At 73.3% G+C, this 18,837-nt stretch carries 17 protein-coding genes; 4 read left to right on the top strand and 13 right to left on the bottom strand.

Features of this window, described 5'->3' with window-relative positions; translation table 11 throughout:
* The first annotated feature begins 32 nt into the window (after window positions 1–32).
* The 3 genes from ACFY4B_RS20700 (at window position 33) to ACFY4B_RS20690 (ending at window position 3,655) form a co-directional block, all read left to right on the top strand.
* On the top strand, window positions 33–542 hold the full coding sequence (locus ACFY4B_RS20700) for an NUDIX hydrolase (protein ID WP_049649511.1): 510 nt from the start codon (window positions 33–35) through the stop codon (window positions 540–542).
* 131 nt (window positions 543–673) lie between these two features.
* The gene (locus tag ACFY4B_RS20695; protein ID WP_387969703.1) at window positions 674–1,516 is read left to right on the top strand and encodes a TetR/AcrR family transcriptional regulator; all 843 of its coding nucleotides are present in this window, start codon (window positions 674–676) and stop codon (window positions 1,514–1,516) included.
* Between the two features lie 231 nt (window positions 1,517–1,747).
* On the top strand, window positions 1,748–3,655 hold the full coding sequence (locus tag ACFY4B_RS20690) for a hypothetical protein (RefSeq protein WP_387969700.1): 1,908 nt from the start codon (window positions 1,748–1,750) through the stop codon (window positions 3,653–3,655).
* A 140-nt stretch (window positions 3,656–3,795) separates the two neighbouring features.
* Here the strand turns inward: ACFY4B_RS20690 and ACFY4B_RS20685 are convergent, their stop codons facing one another.
* The 12 genes from ACFY4B_RS20685 to ACFY4B_RS20630 form a co-directional block, all read right to left on the bottom strand.
* On the bottom strand, window positions 3,796–4,821 hold the full coding sequence (locus ACFY4B_RS20685) for a TetR/AcrR family transcriptional regulator C-terminal domain-containing protein (RefSeq protein ID WP_387969697.1): 1,026 nt from the start codon (window positions 4,819–4,821) through the stop codon (window positions 3,796–3,798).
* 155 nt (window positions 4,822–4,976) lie between these two features.
* Window positions 4,977–5,687: a spermidine synthase gene (locus tag ACFY4B_RS20680; protein ID WP_387969695.1), complete on the bottom strand. Its 711-nt coding sequence runs from the start codon at window positions 5,685–5,687 to the stop codon at window positions 4,977–4,979.
* 102 nt (window positions 5,688–5,789) lie between these two features.
* Window positions 5,790–6,911, bottom strand: a complete 1,122-nt coding sequence (locus tag ACFY4B_RS20675; RefSeq protein WP_387969753.1) for a YeiH family protein — start codon at window positions 6,909–6,911, stop codon at window positions 5,790–5,792.
* 58 nt (window positions 6,912–6,969) lie between these two features.
* Entirely contained in the window at window positions 6,970–7,551 is a 582-nt protein-coding gene (locus ACFY4B_RS20670; protein WP_387969692.1) for a cysteine dioxygenase, read from the bottom strand.
* A gap of 124 nt (window positions 7,552–7,675) precedes the next feature.
* Window positions 7,676–8,581, bottom strand: coding sequence for a LysR family transcriptional regulator (locus ACFY4B_RS20665; protein ID WP_049649505.1), 906 nt, complete (start codon window positions 8,579–8,581; stop codon window positions 7,676–7,678).
* 166 nt (window positions 8,582–8,747) lie between these two features.
* Window positions 8,748–9,617 (bottom strand): amino acid ABC transporter permease, encoded by an 870-nt coding sequence (locus ACFY4B_RS20660; protein ID WP_387969689.1) that lies wholly within the window; start codon window positions 9,615–9,617, stop codon window positions 8,748–8,750.
* Window positions 9,614–10,258 (bottom strand): amino acid ABC transporter permease, encoded by a 645-nt coding sequence (locus ACFY4B_RS20655; protein ID WP_074004373.1) that lies wholly within the window; start codon window positions 10,256–10,258, stop codon window positions 9,614–9,616. The genes ACFY4B_RS20660 and ACFY4B_RS20655 overlap by 4 nt, the downstream gene beginning before the upstream one ends.
* Before the next feature lie 12 nt (window positions 10,259–10,270).
* Window positions 10,271–11,173, bottom strand: a complete 903-nt coding sequence (locus ACFY4B_RS20650) for a glutamate ABC transporter substrate-binding protein (RefSeq protein ID WP_117492530.1) — start codon at window positions 11,171–11,173, stop codon at window positions 10,271–10,273.
* 66 nt (window positions 11,174–11,239) lie between these two features.
* The gene (locus ACFY4B_RS20645; RefSeq protein ID WP_387969750.1) at window positions 11,240–11,968 is read right to left on the bottom strand and encodes an amino acid ABC transporter ATP-binding protein; all 729 of its coding nucleotides are present in this window, start codon (window positions 11,966–11,968) and stop codon (window positions 11,240–11,242) included.
* A 47-nt stretch (window positions 11,969–12,015) separates the two neighbouring features.
* Window positions 12,016–12,261, bottom strand: a complete 246-nt coding sequence (locus ACFY4B_RS20640; protein ID WP_049649495.1) for a lipopolysaccharide assembly protein LapA domain-containing protein — start codon at window positions 12,259–12,261, stop codon at window positions 12,016–12,018.
* A gap of 155 nt (window positions 12,262–12,416) precedes the next feature.
* Window positions 12,417–14,189, bottom strand: coding sequence for an ABC transporter ATP-binding protein (locus ACFY4B_RS20635; protein ID WP_387969685.1), 1,773 nt, complete (start codon window positions 14,187–14,189; stop codon window positions 12,417–12,419).
* Window positions 14,190–14,232: 43 nt separating this feature from the next.
* Window positions 14,233–16,008 carry an ABC transporter transmembrane domain-containing protein gene (locus tag ACFY4B_RS20630; RefSeq protein ID WP_387969682.1) on the bottom strand — a complete coding sequence of 592 codons (1,776 nt, stop codon included), beginning with the start codon at window positions 16,006–16,008 and terminating at the stop codon, window positions 14,233–14,235.
* Between the two features lie 600 nt (window positions 16,009–16,608).
* Here ACFY4B_RS20630 and ACFY4B_RS20625 point away from each other — a divergent pair.
* A complete protein-coding gene (locus ACFY4B_RS20625) occupies window positions 16,609–17,475 on the top strand; it encodes an aldo/keto reductase (RefSeq protein ID WP_074004369.1) in 867 nt (288 codons plus the stop codon).
* Window positions 17,476–17,668: 193 nt separating this feature from the next.
* On the opposite strand, the gene ACFY4B_RS20620 is transcribed toward ACFY4B_RS20625, so the two are convergent.
* Window positions 17,669–18,493, bottom strand: coding sequence for a MarR family winged helix-turn-helix transcriptional regulator (locus ACFY4B_RS20620; protein WP_053111942.1), 825 nt, complete (start codon window positions 18,491–18,493; stop codon window positions 17,669–17,671).
* Window positions 18,494–18,837: the final 344 nt, after the last annotated feature.

Here is an 18,837-nt window from a genome sequence, read left to right as displayed (position 1 = left end):
GAACCGAGCCCCGAAACCCTAACCTGTCCCCCATGACCAACCCTGCCGAGGAACTGCTGGACATCGTCGACGAGCACGACCGCGTGATCGGGACCGCCCTGCGCGGCGAGGTGTACCGGCGCGGGCTCACCCACCGCTGCGTCTTCATCCTGGTCCGCGACCCGGCCGGACGGATCTTCGTCCACCGCCGCACCGACACCAAGCTGTTCGCCCCCGGCGCGTACGACATGTTCGTCGGCGGCGTGGTCGGCTCCGGCGAGACCTACGCCGAGGCCGCCGTCCGCGAGGCCGAGGAGGAACTCGGCGTCCACGGCGTCACCCCGCGGCCCCTGTTCAAGTTCCTCTTCGAACAGGACCGGCTCTCCTGGTGGTGCGACATGTACGAGGCGGAGTGGGACGGCCCGGTCTCCCCCCAGGAGTCCGAGGTCGCCTGGCACGCCTGGCTCACCCCCGCCGAACTCGCCGACCGCCTCACCCGCGACACCTTCGTCCCCGACGGCCTGGAGGCCTACCGCCGCTACCTGGAGCTCCGGTCCGCCTAGCGCCGCCGAGGCCTCGGGGCTGAGGGTCCGGGGTGCGGGGCGGCGTGCGGGCTTCGGAGACGGCGTGCGGGCCGGCGGGCGGCGCGCCCCAGGCTCCACCGGAGGGCCCGTGACGAACTAGGGTGGCGCACATGGCCTCCCGTACGCCGTCTCCGACGGCCGACCACGCAGCATGGACCTCCGCATCCGCCGGGGCGGCGGGCGGGCGGCCGCGTCGGCGGCTGAGCGTGGACGAGCGGCGGGAGCAGCTGATCGCCGTGGCGCTGGAGCTGTTCAGCCGCCGGCCGCCGGAAGAGGTGTCGATCGACGACATCGCCGCCGCCGCGGGCGCCTCCCGGCCGCTGGTCTACCACTACTTCCCCGGCAAGCAGGCGCTGTACGAGGAGTCGCTGCGGCGGGCCGGGCAGGAACTGTCGGCGCGGTTCGAGGAGCCCATGGAGGGGCCGCTGTCGGAGCGGCTGCACCGGGTGATGGGCCGCTACCTGGACTTCGTGCAGAGCCACGGGCCGGGCTTCGCCGCCCTGCTGCGCGGCGGCTCGGTGGCGGCCAGCGCGGGCACCTCGGCGGTGATCGACGACGTGCGCCGGGCGGCGCAAGAACAGATCCTGGCCCATCTGGCGATCCCCGCGCCGAGCGTCGGGCTGCGGCTGACCGTCCGGGCCTGGATCGCCAACGCCGAGATCACCTCGCTGGAGTGGTTGTCCGAGCGCTCGGTGCCGCTGGCGGAACTCCAGCTCCACCTGGTGCAGGAGTTCGTCGCGGCGCTCACCCTCACCGCCGCCCGCGAGCCGGCGCTCGCCGCCGAACTGGCCTCCTTCTTCGCCGACGAGCGCCCCGACGGCCCGACCGGGCGCCTGGTGCGGGACCTCGCGGGGCTGTTCGCCGTGCCGGGGATCGTCGAGGCGGTCACCGCGCTCGCGGCCGGCACCCCCGACGACGGGTCCGCGCAGGCCACCGGGGCCGCCGCCGAGTGACCCGCGCGGTCGGCGGATCGACGACCGGGGCCGGCGGAGCGGTAGCCGGGGCCGGCGCCGGACTCGTCGCCGCGCGCCGACCGCCCAAGTGATCATCGGGTGATCCTGCGGTTCGGTCAGGACAGTGGGCTCTGATAGGAATGAGCAGGGATCTGACGGCGCGCCGCCGCGCCGGGGCCGGTCCCACCCGAACCACCGACAGCAGACGGAGCAGAGCGGGGGGCTCACCAGGTGACCCAGGACGTCCAGTTCAGCGTGGAGGCCAATCCCTTCGCGGCAGCGGAGCAGGTCTGCGCGACCCTCGGCACCCTCACCGACGCCCTCTTCGACCAACACACCTCGCGCCACCCGGCGGCCTCGCTGAGCGCCCTGCGGACGGCCGAACACCCCGCCGCCGAGGCGCTGTTCGCCCTGCCGCTGGCCCCCAACGGCCCGGTGCACACCGCCCTCGACCGGCTCGGCACGGTGACCACCGCGGGCACCGGACGGCCGGGCACCGGCGCGCGGCTCACCGACCGGGTGGTCACCGCGCTCCAGGCCCGGTACGGCGGCGGCGCGGTGCGCGGTGCCATCGCCGACCGGGGCACCACCTCGGCCGCGCTGTTCCAGCTCCCGGTCACCGGCGAGTTCGCCGACGCCAAGCTGCGTCCGCCGTTCGCCCCCGCGCTGGCCGCGCTGGCGGCCGGGCAGCAGACCCGCCAGCCGGTCGAACTGCCCACCGGCGCGGGCGCCGAGGTCCGGCTGGTCGTACCGCCCGGCTTCCACTCGCTGACCTCCCCGGGCGGCCCGCCCGGCGTCTCCGCCCGTACGGTGCCCCCGCTGCCCGACGGCGCGGACCGGACCGGCGGCAGCGCGACCGGTGGCAGTGCGAGCGGTGGGAGCGCCCCGGCCACCGTGGCGGCCGCCGATGAGCTGGCCCGGCACCTGGCCGAGGTCGCCGAGGAGCTGTTCAGCGCCACCGGTCCGGAGCCGCGGCGCGACTTCGCGGTGATCTCCGCCACCCTGGCCGATCTGATCCGCGACGCGGGCGTCGTGTACGCCGGCGTCTGCGCGCTGGAGCTGGACGACCGGGCCTCGGACGCCGCCCTGGTCGTCTCGCTCGCCCGGCACCCGCTGCCGATCACCGCGCTCGCCACCGAGCTGGCCACCGTCCGGCGGCACGCCGAGGTGTGGACCGTACTGCTGCCGGCCGGACCGGCCGCCGTCCTGGTTGAGGGCCGGACCGTCCCGGTACCCGGACCGCTGGCCGCCGACGGACAGCGGCGCTGGGTGGTCACCTCGGCCGTCCAGGCCTTCGTGCCGCTGCCGGACGGCGGGACGGTGCTGTGCGCCCAGCTGTCCACGGCACGGCCGGAGGACTGGGAGCTGTACACGGAGGCGTTCGCGGAGCTGCTGAAGAGCATCCAGTTCGGCTGGGACGGCGTACCGGTCCCCGGCACCGCGGCCGCCGTCCCGGCCGCCGCGGTGAGCAGCGTTCCGACCCCGGCGCCCGCTCCCGCCCCGACCCCGTCGCCTGCCGCCACCATCGAGGAGGCCCCGGCGGAGGCGCCGGAGGAGAGGCCGGTGCACCTGCGCGGCACACCGGTACGGGTGCCTCCCGCGGACTTCAACCCCTTCGCGCCGGTCGCGGAGACCCCGGAGGTCCCCGCCGCTGGTGGGGACCAGGCGGCACCGGACGCCGAGGGCGGACCGAAGGGCACCCCGGTGATGGTCCCGCCGCCGGACTTCAACCCCTTCGCCATGGGGGGCATCCCGGACCTGTCGGGCGACGCGCCCGCCATCCAGCCCGCCGGGGCGGCTCCGGTCGCCGATCCGTTCGGCACCACGGTCGCGGCCGAGCAGAAGGCCGACCCGTTCGGCACGACTCTCCCCTCCCAGGGCCCGGCCGTCCCGCCGCCGCCCTCGACCCCGCCCGTCATCCCGGCCCAGGCACCGCCCGCCGCGGCCGCGGCGGCGGAGCGGGGTTCGGGGCAGGGCGGGGACGCGGAGGAGCCGGCTCCGGGCAAGGGCACGCCGGTGATGGTCCCGCCGCCGGACTTCAACCCCTTCGCCATCGGGGGCCTCCCGGACCTGTCGGCTCCCGAACCGGAGCCGGCGGAGGAGGCGGACGCCGAACCGCAGAACCGCCCGTTCGGCTGAGCCGGAGGCGGGGGAAGCCGCTGCGCGCCGTCACCGCGAACGGGTGACGGCCGTCAACGGACAGCTGACGGCTGACAGGTAACAACCGACAGATAACAGCTGACAGATTTCAGCGAACGAAATCTGAAATCTGTTACCTGTCAGCTGTTCGCCGCCCCCTGCCCCCGCCGCTCGATCATCAGACCGACCCCGTCCAGCATCCGCGCCATCCCGAACTCGAACAGCGCCTCCAGGCCCAGGTCGATCTCCGGCCCCCGGTTCATCGCGTCGAACATCGGGAACCGCTCCGGATCCACCATCAGCCGGGCGTGCTCCTCACCCTCCACCCGGTCCATCCACTCCTCCGCGGACAGCCCGCTGTCCTGCTCGGCCTGCGCCTCCCGCTCGAAGTGGACGGCCAGCCCGCACACGAACGCCGCCAGGGCGACGGCCGCCTGGGCCATCTCCTCGCCGCTCAGACCCCGCCCCGCCAGGGCGGCCATCGACCGCTCGGTGTGCACTGCGGCGTCCGGCGCCAGCACGGGCCGGGTGAAGGACATCGTGGAGGCCAGCCACGGGTGACGCCGGTAGATCCGCCACTGCAGCCGGGCGACCGTCTCCAGCCCCTCCCGCCAGTCCTCCGCCGGCGGCTCGGGCAGCGGCTGCTCCCCGAACGCCACGTCCGTCATGAGCCGCAACAGCTCGTCCTTGCCGGGCACATGGCGGTAGAGCGACATCGTCGCGACGCCCAGATCGGTCGCGACCCGGCGCATCGACAGCGCCGCCAGCCCCTCCTCGTCGGCCACCCGGACGGCCGTCGCGACGATCCGCTCCCGGGTGAGCTCACCCTCGCCGCCCGCTCTCACTCGCCGCGCCACGGTCAGCTCCGCGGTCGGCTCCGCCACCGGCCGCGCTTCCCGCGCCGGTTCCCGCCGCGGCTCCCGGGCCCGGACCTCCTCCGGAGCTGCCTTCCCGGCCACCACCGTGCCCACCCCGGGAACGGCCCGTACGAGCCCTTCCTCCCGGAGGCGGTTCAGCACCTTGGTCGCCGTGGCCATCGCGACGCCCCACTCCTGGGTGATCCGCCGGGTCGACGGCACCCGCGCCCCCGGCGCCAACTCCCCTGCCGCGATGCGACGTCGGAGCTCGGCCGCGATCCGCTCCGAGGGACTCCCGCTCTCAGCCACCCGATCCCACCATCAACCTGCCGTTCAACAGCCTTGACGCTGACAGCAATTGACGCACCAGGCGCCAACCACCGGCCGCCACAGCCGGGTTCACCCGCGATCCGGCCGTACCCGGCCCGATCCGCGTCCGCCCTCAGTCGGCCCTCGGCGCGCCCTCAGCCGACCCGCCGGGCCAGGTGCACCACGTCCGGCACCCCCCGGGCGACCGGGATCTCGTGCGTCACCACGTCCGAGAACCCCACCGCCCGCAGCGCCTCCTCGAAGGCAGGCGAAGGCTGCGCGCTCCACACCGCCAGCACCCCGCCCGTCCGCAGCCGGTGCCACAGCACCGCGAGCCCGTCCGCGCCGTACAGCCCGTCGTTGGACTCGGTGACGGTCCAGTCCGGCCCGTTGTCGATGTCCAGGCACAGCGCGTCGTAGCGCTCGCCGTCCGCCTCCGCTAGGTACTCCAGCAGGTCGGTGTGGAGCACCTCGACCCGCGCGTCCTCCAGCGCACCGTCGGAGAAGGCGCCGAGCGGGCCGGTCCGGTGCCAGTCGATGATCGCGCTCTCCCGCTCGACGATGGCGATCCGTCCCCAGCGCGGCTCGGCCGCCGCGTACGCCAGCGAGAAGCCGACCCCGAGGCCCCCGATCAGCACCGACGGCCGCTCGACCGGGCCGCCCGTGCGGTCCAGCTCGTCCAGCGCCGCCTGGATCAGCAGCCGCTCCGAGCGCCCGTCGGCGGTGTCCATCAGGAAGCAGCCGTTGGCGATGATCTCGAAGTCCCGACCGCGTTGCCGGAGCACCACCTCGCCGTACGGACCCTCCCGCCGGTCGAGGGTGACGACGGCCTCGTGGCCGTCGCGTTCGGGCAGTGCGGTGGTCATCCGTCCCCCTTGGTGGACTCGGGCGAACTCGGCTGCGGTGCCGCCCCCGTACGGACGGGGCGGGCACCTGCCCGACAATAGCCGAGTCCGCACCCGGGTCCGTCAGGTCGTGACCAGCACCCCCACGTAGGAGACGCCCGCGACGACCACCCAGGACCCGAGTCCGAGCAGGGCGATCCGCCCGCCGGTGCGGGCCATGGTCGGCAGGTGCACCGCACTGCCCAGGCCGAACAGCGCGGCGGCCAGCAGCAGCCCCTGGGCGTCCGCGGCCAGGTCGAGCGCCCGCTCGGGCAGCACCCCGGTGGTCCGCAGGACGATCATCGCGAGGAACCCGGCCACGAACAGCGGCACGATCGGCGGACGGCTGCCGGTCTTCACCGACTTCTCAGCCGGCTTCTCACCCGACTTCGCGCTCGACTCATCGCCCGACGCGCCCTCCTCACCCGCCCCGCCCGCCGCTGAGGCGCCCACCGGCGCCCCGACCGGAACCTCCGCCAAGGCCGCCACCCGCGCCGCCCGCAGGTTCCGCCGCACCGCCACGGCCACCCCCGCGACCAGCGGCGCCAGCAGCACCACGCGCATCAGCTTGACCAGCACCGCCTCCCGCAGCGCCCCGGCCCCGCCGGTCTGCGCGGTGGCGACGACCTGCCCGACGTCGTGCACGCTCGCCCCGACCCAGCGCCCGAACTCCAGCTCGCCGAGCCCGAGCGGGTGCTGGAGCAGCGGCAGCACGGCGATCGCCAGCGTCCCGCAGAGAGTCACCAGCGCCACCGAGGCCGCGACGTCCTCCTCCTCGCTGCCCGCCGCCTGGCTGACCGCGCCGATCGCCGAGGCCCCGCAGATCGAGTACCCGGTGGCGACCAGCAGCGGCTGGTCCCCGGGCAGGCCGAGCCGCCGGCCCAGCCAGAGCGTGCCCGCGAAGGTGGCCGCGACCACCGCGAGCACCATGGCGACGGTGGCCCAGCCGAGGCCGAGCACGTCGTCCAGGCTGAGCTTGAGCCCGAGCAGGACGATCCCGAGCCGCATCAGCCGCTTCCCGGCCGTGGACAGCCCCGGCCGGGCGATCCCGCGGACCACCGGGCGCAGCCCGGGCAGGTGGGCCACCAGCATGCCGAGCAGGACGGCGGCGGTGAGTTCGGGCACGGCCGGCACCAGCGCGTGGATGCCCAGCGCGGCGGCCACTCCGAGGGCCGCGAGCAGCAGCCCGGGGGCGTCCCCGCGCATCGGGGGCAGCGAGCGGGTGCCGGCGGTGCGGTGCCTGAGGGTCAGTGCCACGCCGCCCTCACTGCTGCCGGTCGGCGGCCAGCCGGTAGACCCGCCGGATGCTGGTGCCGAGCCGCGAGACGTCCGCGCCGTAGACGTGGATGGAGATCGCCGTGCTGCTACAGGAGTTGCGCACCAGGTGGATGTCGCCGGGCGGGGCGAAGGCGGCCACGGTGCCGGCCGGGCCGGCCACGTGCTCGGTCTCGACCAGCCGGGAGGTGGGGCCGTCGGAGACCAGCCGGTAGCGGGTCTCGCTCTCCTGGCCCTGGTGGACGCCGGCCACGCACCAGGAGACGTGGTCGTGGATCGGGGTCTGCTGCCCGGGCAGCCAGACCAGGGCGACGACGGAGAAGCTGCCGTCCCCCTCGGCGTGCAGGACGTGCTGGCGGTAGCGCTGCGGGTCGCCCTCGCGCTGGGCGGGGGTGAGCAGCGCGTCGGGCCCGTCCGGGTCGGCGTGCAGGTGCGGGGCGAGGCGCTCGCCGACCAGGTAGGCGGTGAGCTCCGGCGGGAGCCCGCGGTCCACGACGGCGCGGATCTCACTGATCAGCGCGGTCATCCGCTCGGTGAGCCGGTCGCTGCCGACCGTGGCTGAGGGTGTCATCCCAGCAGGTTCGAACCTATGGACCCATCACGTCCAAGGAGGGTTTGTAAGCAATCTCCCCATCAACGCTTATAGGTTGCCGGGTAGCAGTCCTTGCTCGTCGGTCATGTCGCCCGCCGACGGGTCAGCACCCGACCCGGCTCGCCGCCGCCTGCCGCAGGTGGTCCAGCACCAGCCCGGTGGCCGGGATCCGCCGGTGCTCGCGCAGCACGTACGCGCTCACCTGCCGCCGCAGGTGCGGCTCGACGGCCCGTCCGGTGACCTTGCGGTGGCACATGAAGGAGAGCACCAGCGCCGGCATCAGCGCGATCCCGACCCCGGCGGCGACGAGCGACTGCACCGCGAGGTTGTCGTCGGTGGAGAAGACGATGTCCGGCGCGAAGCCCTCCTCCGCACAGACGTGCAGCAGGTTGGCCCGGCAGCGCGGACAGCCGGCGATCCAGCGTTCGCCGCCGAGGTCGGCCAGCCGTACGGCGTGCCGGCGCCCGAGCGGGTGCCCGACCGGCAGCAGCACCGTGAGCAGGTCCTCCATCAGCGGGATCTCGTCCACGCCCTCCGGCACCTCGGCGGCCGCGCCGGGGTACCGGAACGCCAGCGCGATGTCGCACTCCCCGCGCAGCAGCCGCTGGACGGAGTCCGGCGGCTCGGCCTCCAGCAGCTCGACCCGCACACCGGGGTGCTCGGCCAGCAGCCGGGCCATCGCCTGGGGTATCAGGGTGGCGTTGGCGCTGGGGAAGGCACAGACCCGCACCCGACCGGCGCGCAGCCGGGCCAGCGCGGCGAGCTGCTGCTGGGCGGCGGACATGCTGCCGAGGATCAGCTCGGCGTGCCGGGAGAGCGCCTCGCCGGCCTCGGTGAGCCGCAGTCCGCGCCCGGCCCGGGTGAAGAGCGGGACGCCGACGGTGCGTTCGAGCGCCTTCATCTGCTGGGTGATGGCGGGCTGGGTGTAGCCCAGTTCGCGGGCGGCGGCCGAGTAGGAGCCGGCCCGGACGACCTCGTGGAACGTCCTGATGTGCCGCGAATCGAACACCGGCTCCATGGTCCCTCCGCCCTCTCGTCCACCGTCAGCAGCCCCGTTCCGGCCGCGCTCCGGTCGTCCACGGGCCGCGCCCGGGCGCCCGAGAATCATAAGAGGAATTTGGAGGTACCGACCCCAACCCCACCCGTACCTATGGTTCAGCCCCGAACCGGCCTTCTCACAACTGCGCCGACGGCGGCAGCCCCACCGGCACCCCGGCCTTGGCCACCGGTGCCCCGCCCCGCGCGCTCGGACTGCGCCGGCTGCGCCGCTCCACGAAGCGGGCGAGCCAGGAGAGCAGCAGACACATGCCGATGTAGATCGGCGCGATCACCATCACCACCGGGATGAACGGCAGGTCGTAGTCCAGGTTGGTGGCGATCAGCTTGCCCGCGTGCAGGAACTCCTCGAAGGTGATCAGGAAGCCCAGCGAGGTGTCCTTGAGCGCGACCACCAGCTGACTGATGATGGCCGGCAGCATCGCCCGGTTGGCCTGCGGTACCAAGACGTACGTCATCACCTGGGTCTTGCGCATCCCCAGCGCGAACGCCGCCTCCCGCTGCCCCTTGGGCACCGCGAGCACGCCGGCCCGGAACACCTCGGCCAGCACCGAGCCGTTGTAGAGCACCAGCCCGGCCACCAGCGCCCAGAGCGGCTGCACCTTGAGCGCGACGAAGACGAAGAAGATCATCACCAGCACCGGCATGGCCCGGAAGAACTCCACCACCAGCGTGGCGAACCAGCGCACCACCCGGTGGTCGGAGAGCCGCCCGGCCGCGAACAGCGCGCCGAACGGCAGCGCGAACAGCACCGTCCAGCCGAAGGCCTGCAAGGTGTTGCCGAGCCCGCGCAGCAGCAGCTCCTGCACGCCCCGGTACTCGAAGGGCTGCCACTTGGCGTACGTGAACTGATGGGTGTGGAAGAGCATGTAGACCACCCAGCCGATCAGCGCCGCGATCAGCAGCAGCGCGATCCCGCCGTACAGCCGGTGCCGGGAGAGCGCCTTCGGGCCAGGGATGTCGTACAGCGCCGAGGATTCGACCGTCATCGGGACACCGCCACTCGTCGTTCCAGCAGGTTGAAGACGGCGCTGATGGCCAGGGTGATGATCAGGTAGCCGACGGCGATCCAGACGAAGGTCCAGATGATGCTGTAGCCCAGCTCGTTGATGGTCCGGTAGGTGCCCAGCAGCTCGGTGACGCTGAACGAGCCGGCGATCGCCGTGTTCTTCGCCAGCGCGATCATCACACTGCCGAGCGGCGCCACCACCGAGCGGTACGCCTGCGGCAGCACCACCAGGCTCATCGTCTGCCCGAAGTTCATGCCGAGGCTACGGGCCGCCTCGCCCTGCCCGGTCGGCACCGTGTTGATGCCCGACCGCATCGACTCGCAGACGAAGGCCGAGGTGTAGCAGCCCAGCGCGAGCACCGCGAAGGTGTAGAAGGGCAGGGTGATGTCGAACCGGGGCAGGCCCAGCACCACGATGAAGAACAGCAGGGTCAGCGGCGTGTTGCGCAGCACCGTCACCCACAGCGTCCCGAACACCCGCAGCGGTTTCACCGGCGAGACCCGGAAGCCCGCGATCAGCACGCCCAGCACCAGCGACAGCACGGCGCTCACCGCGAACAGCGAGAGCGTGCCGAGGAACCCGTCCCAGTAGGTCGACCAGTTGTCGGTCAGCGTTTTCACGGCGCGGCCCTCTCAGTACCGGTCGATCTGCGGCGGGTTCGGCGCCGGCTCCCCGGAGAGGCCGAGGGTCGCCTCGAACGCCCTCCTCCAGTCGCCGTTCTGCATGTGGTGCTCCAGAGCGTCGTTGATCGCGCCGCGCAGCACGGTGTCGTTCTTCGGCACCCCGATGCCGTACGGCTCGGTCGAGAACAGCGGGCCGACCACCTTGAGCTCGTCCGGCACCTTTGCCGCGTAGCCGAGCAGGATCGCGTTGTCCGTGGTCACCGCGTCGACCTGGTTGGTGATCAGGTTGTCCACGCAGGCCGAGTAGGTGTCGTAGCCGATCAGCTTGGCCTTCGGGTACTGCGACTGGATGCGCTGGTACGGCGTCGAGCCGGCCGCCGAGCAGACCTTCTTGCCGTCCAGGTCCTGCGGGCCGTGGATGGTGGTGTTGTTCTTGCGCACCAGCAGCGACTGCCCGGCGATGAAGTACGGGCCGGCGAAGCCGACCAGCTTCTTCCGGTTGTCGTTGATGGTGTAGGTGCCGACGTAGTAGTCCACCTGGCCGTTCTGCAGGGCGGTCTCGCGGTTGGCCGAGGCGATCGTCTTGAACTGGATCCGGTCCGGCGGGAAGCCCAACGAGGCGCCGACCATCTTGGCGATCTCGATGTCGAAGCCGGAGTACACGCCGGTGGCCGGGTTCTTCTGGCCCAGGTACGGCTGGTCCTCCTTGGCGCCGACCACCAGGTGGCCCCGGCCGCGGGCGGCGTCCAGGGTCGGCGAGCCGGTGATCGCGGAGGCGTCCTGCACCTGGTAGCTGGGCAGGGCGCTGGGCTGCGGGCCCTTGGGCGGCGGGGTGCCGGGCTTGCCGCAGCCCGCCACCAGCGCGGTGAACAGCAGGGCGGCGGCGAGCACGCGCCGCCCCGCGCGCGCCACGGGCCTTCCCACAGATCTTCCCGCGGGCCTCGCCGCCGGCGTCGTCTCACGGTTCACGGCGCCGCCTCAGTGCTTCAGGATCTTGGACAGGAAGTCCCGGGCACGATCGCTCTCAGGAGCGCTGAAGAAGTCCTCCGGGGCACGGTCCTCGACGATCCGGCCGTCGGCCATGAACACCACCCGGTTCGCGGAGGCCCGGGCGAAGCCCATCTCGTGGGTGACCACGATCATCGTCATGCCCTCGCTCGCGAGCTGGCGCATGACGTCCAGCACCTCGTTGATCATCTCGGGGTCGAGCGCCGAGGTGGGCTCGTCGAACAGCAGCGCCTTGGGGTCCATCGCCAGCGCGCGGGCGATCGCGACCCGCTGCTGCTGCCCGCCGGAGAGCTGCGCCGGGTACTTGGCCGCCTGATCGGCGAGGCCCACCCGCTCCAGCAGCGCGCGGGACTTGTCGTCCGCGTCCGCCCTGGGCCGGCCGCGGACCTTGATCTGCGCGAGCGAGACGTTCTGCAGCACGGTCTTGTGCGCGAACAGGTTGAAGGACTGGAACACCATGCCGACCTCGGCGCGCAGCCTGGCCAGCCCCTTGCCCTCCTCGGGCAGCGGCTGGCCGTCGATCAGGATGGTGCCGTTCTCGATCGGCTCCAGCCGGTTGATGGCCCGGCAGAGGGTGGACTTGCCGGAGCCGGACGGGCCGATGACGACGACGACCTCGCCGCGTCCCACCGTCAGCTCGATGTCCTGCAGCACGTGCAGGTCCCCGAAGTGCTTGTTGACCCCGCGCATCTCGATCAGCGGGGTGAAGGCCGATGCGCCGGACGGAGCCGGCCCGGGGGCTGTGGTCACCTGCTGCGCCGTCCCTTCAGCAGCCAGCCCAGCGCGACGCCCGCGATCAGCGTGGCCAGCAGCGCGATCCAGAGCGGCGCGGTGACGGTGAAGACCCAGAACTGGATCTTGACCTTGTCGAGGTTGGCGAACAGGAACCACACAGCGAGGACGACGATGGCGCCGATCCCGATGTAGCGCGTGGGAATCCCGCCGATCTCACCGCGCGGGGAGCGGGACGAGCCGTCTGAAATCTTGGTCACCGGAGCAGTCTGCGGGCCGGGCGGCCGATTTGCCCGGTTACGCGCCCCTCCGGGCCAGGGAGTAACCCGTACGGGGCAATCCGGCCCCGTACGGGTTTGAAGCCCCTCCTACCGGGACGGCCCGCTCCCCGCTCGTCCCGCCCCGGGGCGTCGCGCTACCGCTCGTCCCGCCAGGACCGCCAGAGCGCCGCGTACGGACCGCCCGCCGCGACCAGGTCCGGGTGGCTGCCGTACTCGCTGATCCGCCCGCCCTCGACCACCGCGATCACGTCCGCGTCGTGCGCGGTGTGCAGCCGGTGGGCGATGGCGATGACCGTCCGGCCCTCCAGCACCCTGGAGAGCGAGCGCTCCAGGTGCCGGGCGGCCCGCGGGTCCAGCAGGGAGGTGGCCTCGTCCAGCACCAGGGTGTGCGGATCGGCCAGCACCAGCCTGGCCAGCGCCAGCTGCTGGGCCTGCGGCGGGGTCAGCGAGGTGCCGCCGGAGCCGACCTCGGTGTCCAGGCCCTCCGGCAGGGCGTCCACCCAGGCCCCGGCCTCCACCGCGTCCAGCGCGGCCCGCAGCTCGGTGTCGTCCGCGTCGGGCGCGGCCAGCCGCAGGTTGTCCCGCAGGGTGCCGACGAAGACGTGGTGCTCCTGGTTCACCAGGGCGACCTGCGCGCGCACCCGCTCGGCCGGCATCCGCGCCAGCGCCGCACCGCCGAGGGTCACGCTGCCGCGGCCGGGGGCGTAGATCCCCGCCAGCAGCCGGCCGAGCGTGGACTTGCCCGCGCCCGACGGCCCGACCAGCGCGACCCGGCTGCCCGGGGCGACGTCCAGGCTGATGCCGTGCAGGACGTCGGCGCCCTCCCGGTAGCCGAACCGGACATCCTTCGCCTCGACCCGACGGCCGTCCGGCCGGGCGGACTCGTCCCCCTCGTGCTCCGGCACCTCGCGCACGCCGACCAGCCGGGCCAGCGAGGCCTGGCCGATCTGGAGCTCGTCGTACCAGCGCAGGATCAGGTCCACCGGGCCGGTCAGCATCTGCGCGTAGAGCACGCCGGTGGTCAACTGGCCCACGGTGATCCAGCCCCGGAGGGTGAACAGCCCGCCGAGCACCAGGGTGGCGAGCACCGCCGAGGTGTAGACCGCGTCGATGGTCGGGAACCAGACCGAGCGCAGCCACAGGGTGTACCGCTCCCAGGCCAGCCACTCGCGCAGCTTGCGGTCGGTCAGCCGGACCCGCTGGTCGCCCAGCCGCAGGGCCTCGACCGTCCGCCCGGCGTCGACCGTCTCGGCCAGCACGTTGCTCACCGCCGCGTACCCGGCCGACTCGCTGCGGTAGGACTGCGGCGCGCGCCGGAAGTACCAGCGGGAGCTGACCAGCAGCAGCGGCAGGCCGACCAGCGAGGTCAGTGCGAGCAGCGGCGACGTGATCAGCAGCGCACCGAGCACCAGGAGCAACGACACCACGGCGACGGCGAGTTCGGGCACCGCCTCGCGCACCGATTTGTCCAGCCGGTCGATGTCGGTGGTGCCCCGGGAGACCAGGTCCCCGGTGCCGGCCCGCTCCAGCACCCCGGTCGGCAGGGCCACCGAGCGGACCAGGAAGTCCTCGCGCAGGTCGGCCAGCACCTTCTCGCCGAGCACCGCGCCGCGCATCCGCGACCAGCCGGTGAACGCCGCCTGCGCCACCAGGGCCAGCAGGTACCAGGCGACCGCCACCGTGATGGTGGACCCGGCCGTCCCGGTGGCCAGCGACTCGACCAGGCGGCCGAGCACCCAGGGCCCGACCAGCCCGGCCAGCGTGGCCGTCGAGTGCAGTGTCACCACCGCGGAGAACCCGCGGCGGTGCCGCCGCGCGAGCAGCAGCAGGTACCCGCGCACGGCGGCCGGGGAGCCGACCGGCAGGGTGGTGGCCGGCCCCTGCTCCTCCTGGACGGGGGGCTTCATGACGTACTCCTCGCGTGCGTGGCAGGGAAGTTGACGATGGTCCTCATACGGCCCCACCCACCGGGCGGGCCGCTTCCTCGTCGCGGGTGACCACTGCCCGGTAGGCCGGCTCGGTCCGCATCAGCTCACGGTGCCGCCCGGCCGCGACGACCCGGCCCTCCTGCAGCAGCACCACCCGGTCCGCCTGGTCGAGCAGCAGCGGGCTGGTCGCGAACACCACGGTGGTGCGGCCGGCTCGGGTGTCCCGCAGCCCGGAGGCGATCCGCGACTCGGTGTGCGCGTCCACCGCGCTGGTGGGCTCGTCCAGCACCAGCACCGGAGGGTCCGCCAGCAGGGCGCGGGCCAGCGCGAGCCGCTGGCGCTGCCCGCCGGAGAGCGAGCGTCCGCGCTCGGTGATCCGGGCGCGCATCGGGTCTCCCCCGCACTCCGGCGAGCCCTCCACCAGGGCCTCCAGCACGTCGTCGGACCGGGCCGCCGCGAGGGCCTCGGCCGCCGGGACCCGCCCCGAGGACGGGATGTCGAACAGCTCGGCCAGCGTGCCGGAGAGCAGCACCGGCTCCTTGTCGTGGACCAGCACCGCCGCCCTGGCCTCGGCCAACGGCACCGCGTCCAGCTCCGTGCCGCCGAGCCGCGCCGAGGCCTGTGCCCGTTCGCCCTCGGCCAACGGGACGTGGCCGCCGAGCCGCTCGGCCAGCGCCCCGGCGTAGTCCGGGTCCCCGCAGACCACCGCGGTCAGCTCGCCGGCCCGTGCCGTCAGGCCGCTCGCCGGGTCGTGCAGGTCGGCCTTGTCCGGCCTGGCCAGCGCGGCCTCGGCCGTACCGGTGGTCCGGTCCAGCGAGAGCACCCGGACGGCCCGCCCGGCGGAGACCCGGGCCACGCTCCAGGCGTGCGCCGCCTCACCCAGGATGCGCAGCGGAGCGGCCAGGAAGGCCGTCGCGCCGTACACCGCGATCAGGGTGCCGACGGCGAGCTCGCCGGAGGCCACCAGCCGGGCGCCGTACCAGGTGACGCCGACCACGAACAGGCCCGGCAGCAGCACCTGTTGGGCCTGCATCAGCGACCAGATCCGGGACGACCGGACGGCCGCCGCCCGGACCTTCTGGGACGCGGCCCGGTACCGCTCCAGGAACAGCTCCTCGCCGCCGATGCCGCGCAGCACCCGCAGCCCCGCGACGGTGTCGGCCGCCAGCTCGGTGGCCTTGCCGCCGAGGGCGCGCTGCTGCTCGTAGCGCCGCTCGAACGGCCCGATCAGCGGCCAGACGGAGGCCGCCAGCACCGGGACGCCGAGCAGCACCCCGGCCCCGAGCACCGGATCGACCGTCAGGACCACCACGCTGACGGCCAGCCAGACGATCACCGCGGACCGGACCCGGGCGACCAGCTCGACGTACCAGCCGATCCGCTCGACGTCCCCGCTGCCGACCGCGACGACCTCGCCGGTGGCGATCCGGCGAGACAGCCCGGCGCCGAGGTGCGAGGCCTGCCGGGCCACCAACTGCCGTACGTGGGTGGCCGCGTGGATCCAGTTCCAGACCGCCTGGCGGTGCAACAGCACGGTGCCGACCGAAGCGCCCGCGCCCAGCAGCAGGAGGAGCCCGGCGGCCCGCCAGATCCCGCCGGCGTCGCCGTCCACGGCGGCCTGCACGCCGAGCCCGAGCGGTATCGGCAGGGCGGCCTGGCCCCCCATCTCGATCAGCGCCCAGAGGGTGGCGAGCAGCTGCTCGCGCCGCTGGCCGCGCTGCAGCCAGCGCAGGAAGGCCAGGGGTGAGGAGAGGTCGGGACGGCCGGGATCGGCCAGCGGCAGGGGGGTGAGCAGCATGACACTCCGATACGAGCGGTGCGCGGGCGCGGGGCACGGGCGCACGGGGGTGCGGGGGAGCCAGGAAGCAAGGGGAGCCGGGAAGCAGGGGGAACAGGGCGCACGGAACGCCTCAGCACCGTGCGCACAGCACGCACGGCGGCCGAACGGCAGGCGGCCCGGGCCGGCGGGCGGAGGATGCGCGGCGCTGCGGCACGGCGCCCGGCGCGACATCGACGCTGCGTCCGGAGCGGACACCGGACGGACATGGAATGGGCACGAAGGGCCCGGAAGTCAGGAGGTCATGGCCGCGAGCCTGCCAACCTCGATGTGATCCGCGCAACAGGTTTTTCCTCCGCCGACCGCGCGCGCCACGCCCCGCCCGCCACGCGCCGGGCCCGCACTCCCCCTGTGCGCCCCCGCGGGTTCCCGGCAGACTTCCCGCGAGCCCCCCGCACGTCCCCCACCAGGGCGGTTCCGCCCCGTCATCGGCCGGCCGCCGCCCAGGCCAAATCCCCGCAAAGCTTCACCCAAGATTCGCCCGTTCGGCGGGAACAATCACACCGGGACACCAGTTGCCCCCACTGGAACAGCAGGACAATCAGGAGGGCACCTCTTCCCGTGAGCAGCATCCCCACCGTCACCCTCAACGACGGCGCGCAGATCCCGCAGCTCGGCTTCGGCGTGTGGCAGGTCCCGGACGCCGAGGCCACCCCCGCCGTCCGCGCCGCGATCGAGGCGGGCTACCGCTCCATCGACACCGCAGCCATCTACGAGAACGAGGCCGGCACCGGCGCGGCGATCACCGAGGCGCTGGCGGGCGGCGTGGCCCGCGAGGACCTCTACGTCACCACCAAGCTGTGGAACTCGGGCACCCGCGACTGGTCCGGCGAGCAGGGCCGCGACGCGGTGCTGCGCGAGTTCGACGCCTCGCTGGCCAAGCTCGGCCTCGACCAGCTCGACCTGTACCTGATCCACTGGCCGCGCCCGATGCACGGCGACAGCTACCTGAACATCTGGAAGGCCTTCGAGCAGCTGAAGGCGGACGGCAAGGTCAAGTCGATCGGCGTCTCCAACTTCGGCACCGAGCAGCTGACGCGCCTGCTGGACGAGGCCTCCGTCGCCCCGGCCCTGAACCAGGTCGAGCTGCACCCGTACTTCCCGCAGACGGAGCTGCGCGCGTTCCACGCCGAGCACGGCATCGCCACCGAGGCGTGGAGCCCGCTGGGCCAGGGCAAGGAGCTGCTCGCCGAGCCCGCACTGGTGAAGATCGCCGAGAAGCACGGCCGCACGGTCGCCCAGGTGGTGCTGCGCTGGCACCTCCAGAGCGGTGTGATCGCCATCCCGAAGTCGGTCACCCCGTCCCGGATCCGGGAGAACCTGGACGTCGCCGGCTTCGAGCTGGACGCCGAGGACCTCGCGGCGATCGCCGCCGTGGCCACCGGCAAGCGGATCGGCCCGGACCCGCAGGAGTTCGACTGGAACTGACGCGCCCGGGGTCCCGGCCTCCGGGCCCCCGAACCGTCTGAGCACCCGACCGGCTGACCACCGGTCGCACGAAGACCGCCCGCACCTCTACAGGAGCGGGCGGCCTTCGGTGTGCCCCGATGCGCCAAAGCCCATGGCCATGGACCCTCAGCGTTTTGGCGAATCGTTTTGGCTACGGTGGCGAACTTTTGACCTACAGCCTGCCCGCCTTGGCGATGAGCGCGAGCGCGGCCTCGTGCTCACCCTCCTCCAGCGGTGCCAGCAGCAGCCGCTGGACCTCGGCCACCCCAGCGGCCGAGCGGTGCAGCAGGTCCTGTCCCGCCGGTGAGAGCGAGAGCAGGTTGCGCCGTCCGTCCGAGGGGTCGCGCCGACGCTGCACCAGACCGCGGCGCACCAGCCGGCTGACCATCTCGGCCATCGTGGCCTTGTCCAGCGAGGCCAGCTCGCCGACCGTGCGCTGGTCGGCGCCCGGTTCCAGCTCCAACGCGTCCAGCACCGCGTACTGCGGAGCCGTCAGCTCGGCGCCCACGTGCTCCGACCAGAGCTTGGTGTGCACCTGCTGGCTCACCCTGATCAGGTAGCCGATCGCCCGCTGGGCGTCCAGTATCGGCCGCGCGTCGGTGATGACGGCGACCGCCGCGGGCTCCAGCCTGGCTATCTTGGCCATCACCCGGACGATCTCGACCTGTTCCTCCGCCGTGAGCGGTTCGAACAGGACGCGCTGAACGCGGACCACACCACCGGTGGCCTCGCGCACCGCCTGGGCGCCGCCCTGCGAGAGGGCCAGCAGCTTGCGCCGGCCGTCGGCCGGGTCGCGCCTGCGCAGCACCAGGCCACGACGGACCAGCCGCGCGACCATCTCGGCCATCGTGGCCTTGTCGAGCGAGGCCCGCTCGCCGACCGTCCGCTGGTCCGCACCCGGTTCCAGGGCCAGGACCAGCAGCACGGCGAACTGCGGAGCCGTGAGATCGGCTCCGACGTGTTCGGACCACAAGCGGGTGTGGACCTGCTGTGCCACGCGAATCAGGTGTCCTGGCGACTGCTGCAGTCGCGTAGACACGCGGGTTGTCGGGATCTCCCCCAGCACCATGTATCCGTCCCGATGTCACACCCGGTGTGTGTGGGACACCCGGGTGGGGCAGTAACGGCGAGTGGGCGTCCAGCTATGAGGGAGGGCGCTCCAGCCGTGCAGCCGGTGGCTGCTGGCGGACACTATACAAACGGCGGGCCCTTGCTGGCAGGCAGGGGCGGATAGTAGACGCAGGTTCGGCAACATTGGCATATTTACTCGCTGCGAACAGCTTGCAGTAACCCGTTCTCAGCAGAAAGCCGACCGGTCGGTCCTTACCCACCGTCACCTGC

It is taken from the genome of Kitasatospora sp. NPDC001261, assembly GCF_042896795.1.
Classification (GTDB): Bacteria; Actinomycetota; Actinomycetes; order Streptomycetales; family Streptomycetaceae; genus Kitasatospora.
Note: the sequence above shows the minus strand (reverse complement) of the source record. Positions and strands in the feature narration are given on the sequence as shown.

Coding starts and splice junctions, on each gene's coding strand:
- ACFY4B_RS20680 (WP_387969695.1), bottom strand. CDS start 5,687: ATGACCACCGCACTGCCCGAACGCGACGGCCACGAGGCCGTCGTCACC.
- ACFY4B_RS20675 (WP_387969753.1), bottom strand. CDS start 6,911: ATGCGCGGGGACGCCCCCGGGCTGCTGCTCGCGGCCCTCGGAGTGGCC.
- ACFY4B_RS20660 (WP_387969689.1), bottom strand. CDS start 9,617: ATGACGGTCGAATCCTCGGCGCTGTACGACATCCCTGGCCCGAAGGCG.
- ACFY4B_RS20630 (WP_387969682.1), bottom strand. CDS start 16,008: ATGCTGCTCACCCCCCTGCCGCTGGCCGATCCCGGCCGTCCCGACCTC.
- ACFY4B_RS20670 (WP_387969692.1), bottom strand. CDS start 7,551: ATGACACCCTCAGCCACGGTCGGCAGCGACCGGCTCACCGAGCGGATG.
- ACFY4B_RS20695 (WP_387969703.1), top strand. CDS start 674: ATGGCCTCCCGTACGCCGTCTCCGACGGCCGACCACGCAGCATGGACC.
- ACFY4B_RS20700 (WP_049649511.1), top strand. CDS start 33: ATGACCAACCCTGCCGAGGAACTGCTGGACATCGTCGACGAGCACGAC.
- ACFY4B_RS20635 (WP_387969685.1), bottom strand. CDS start 14,189: ATGAAGCCCCCCGTCCAGGAGGAGCAGGGGCCGGCCACCACCCTGCCG.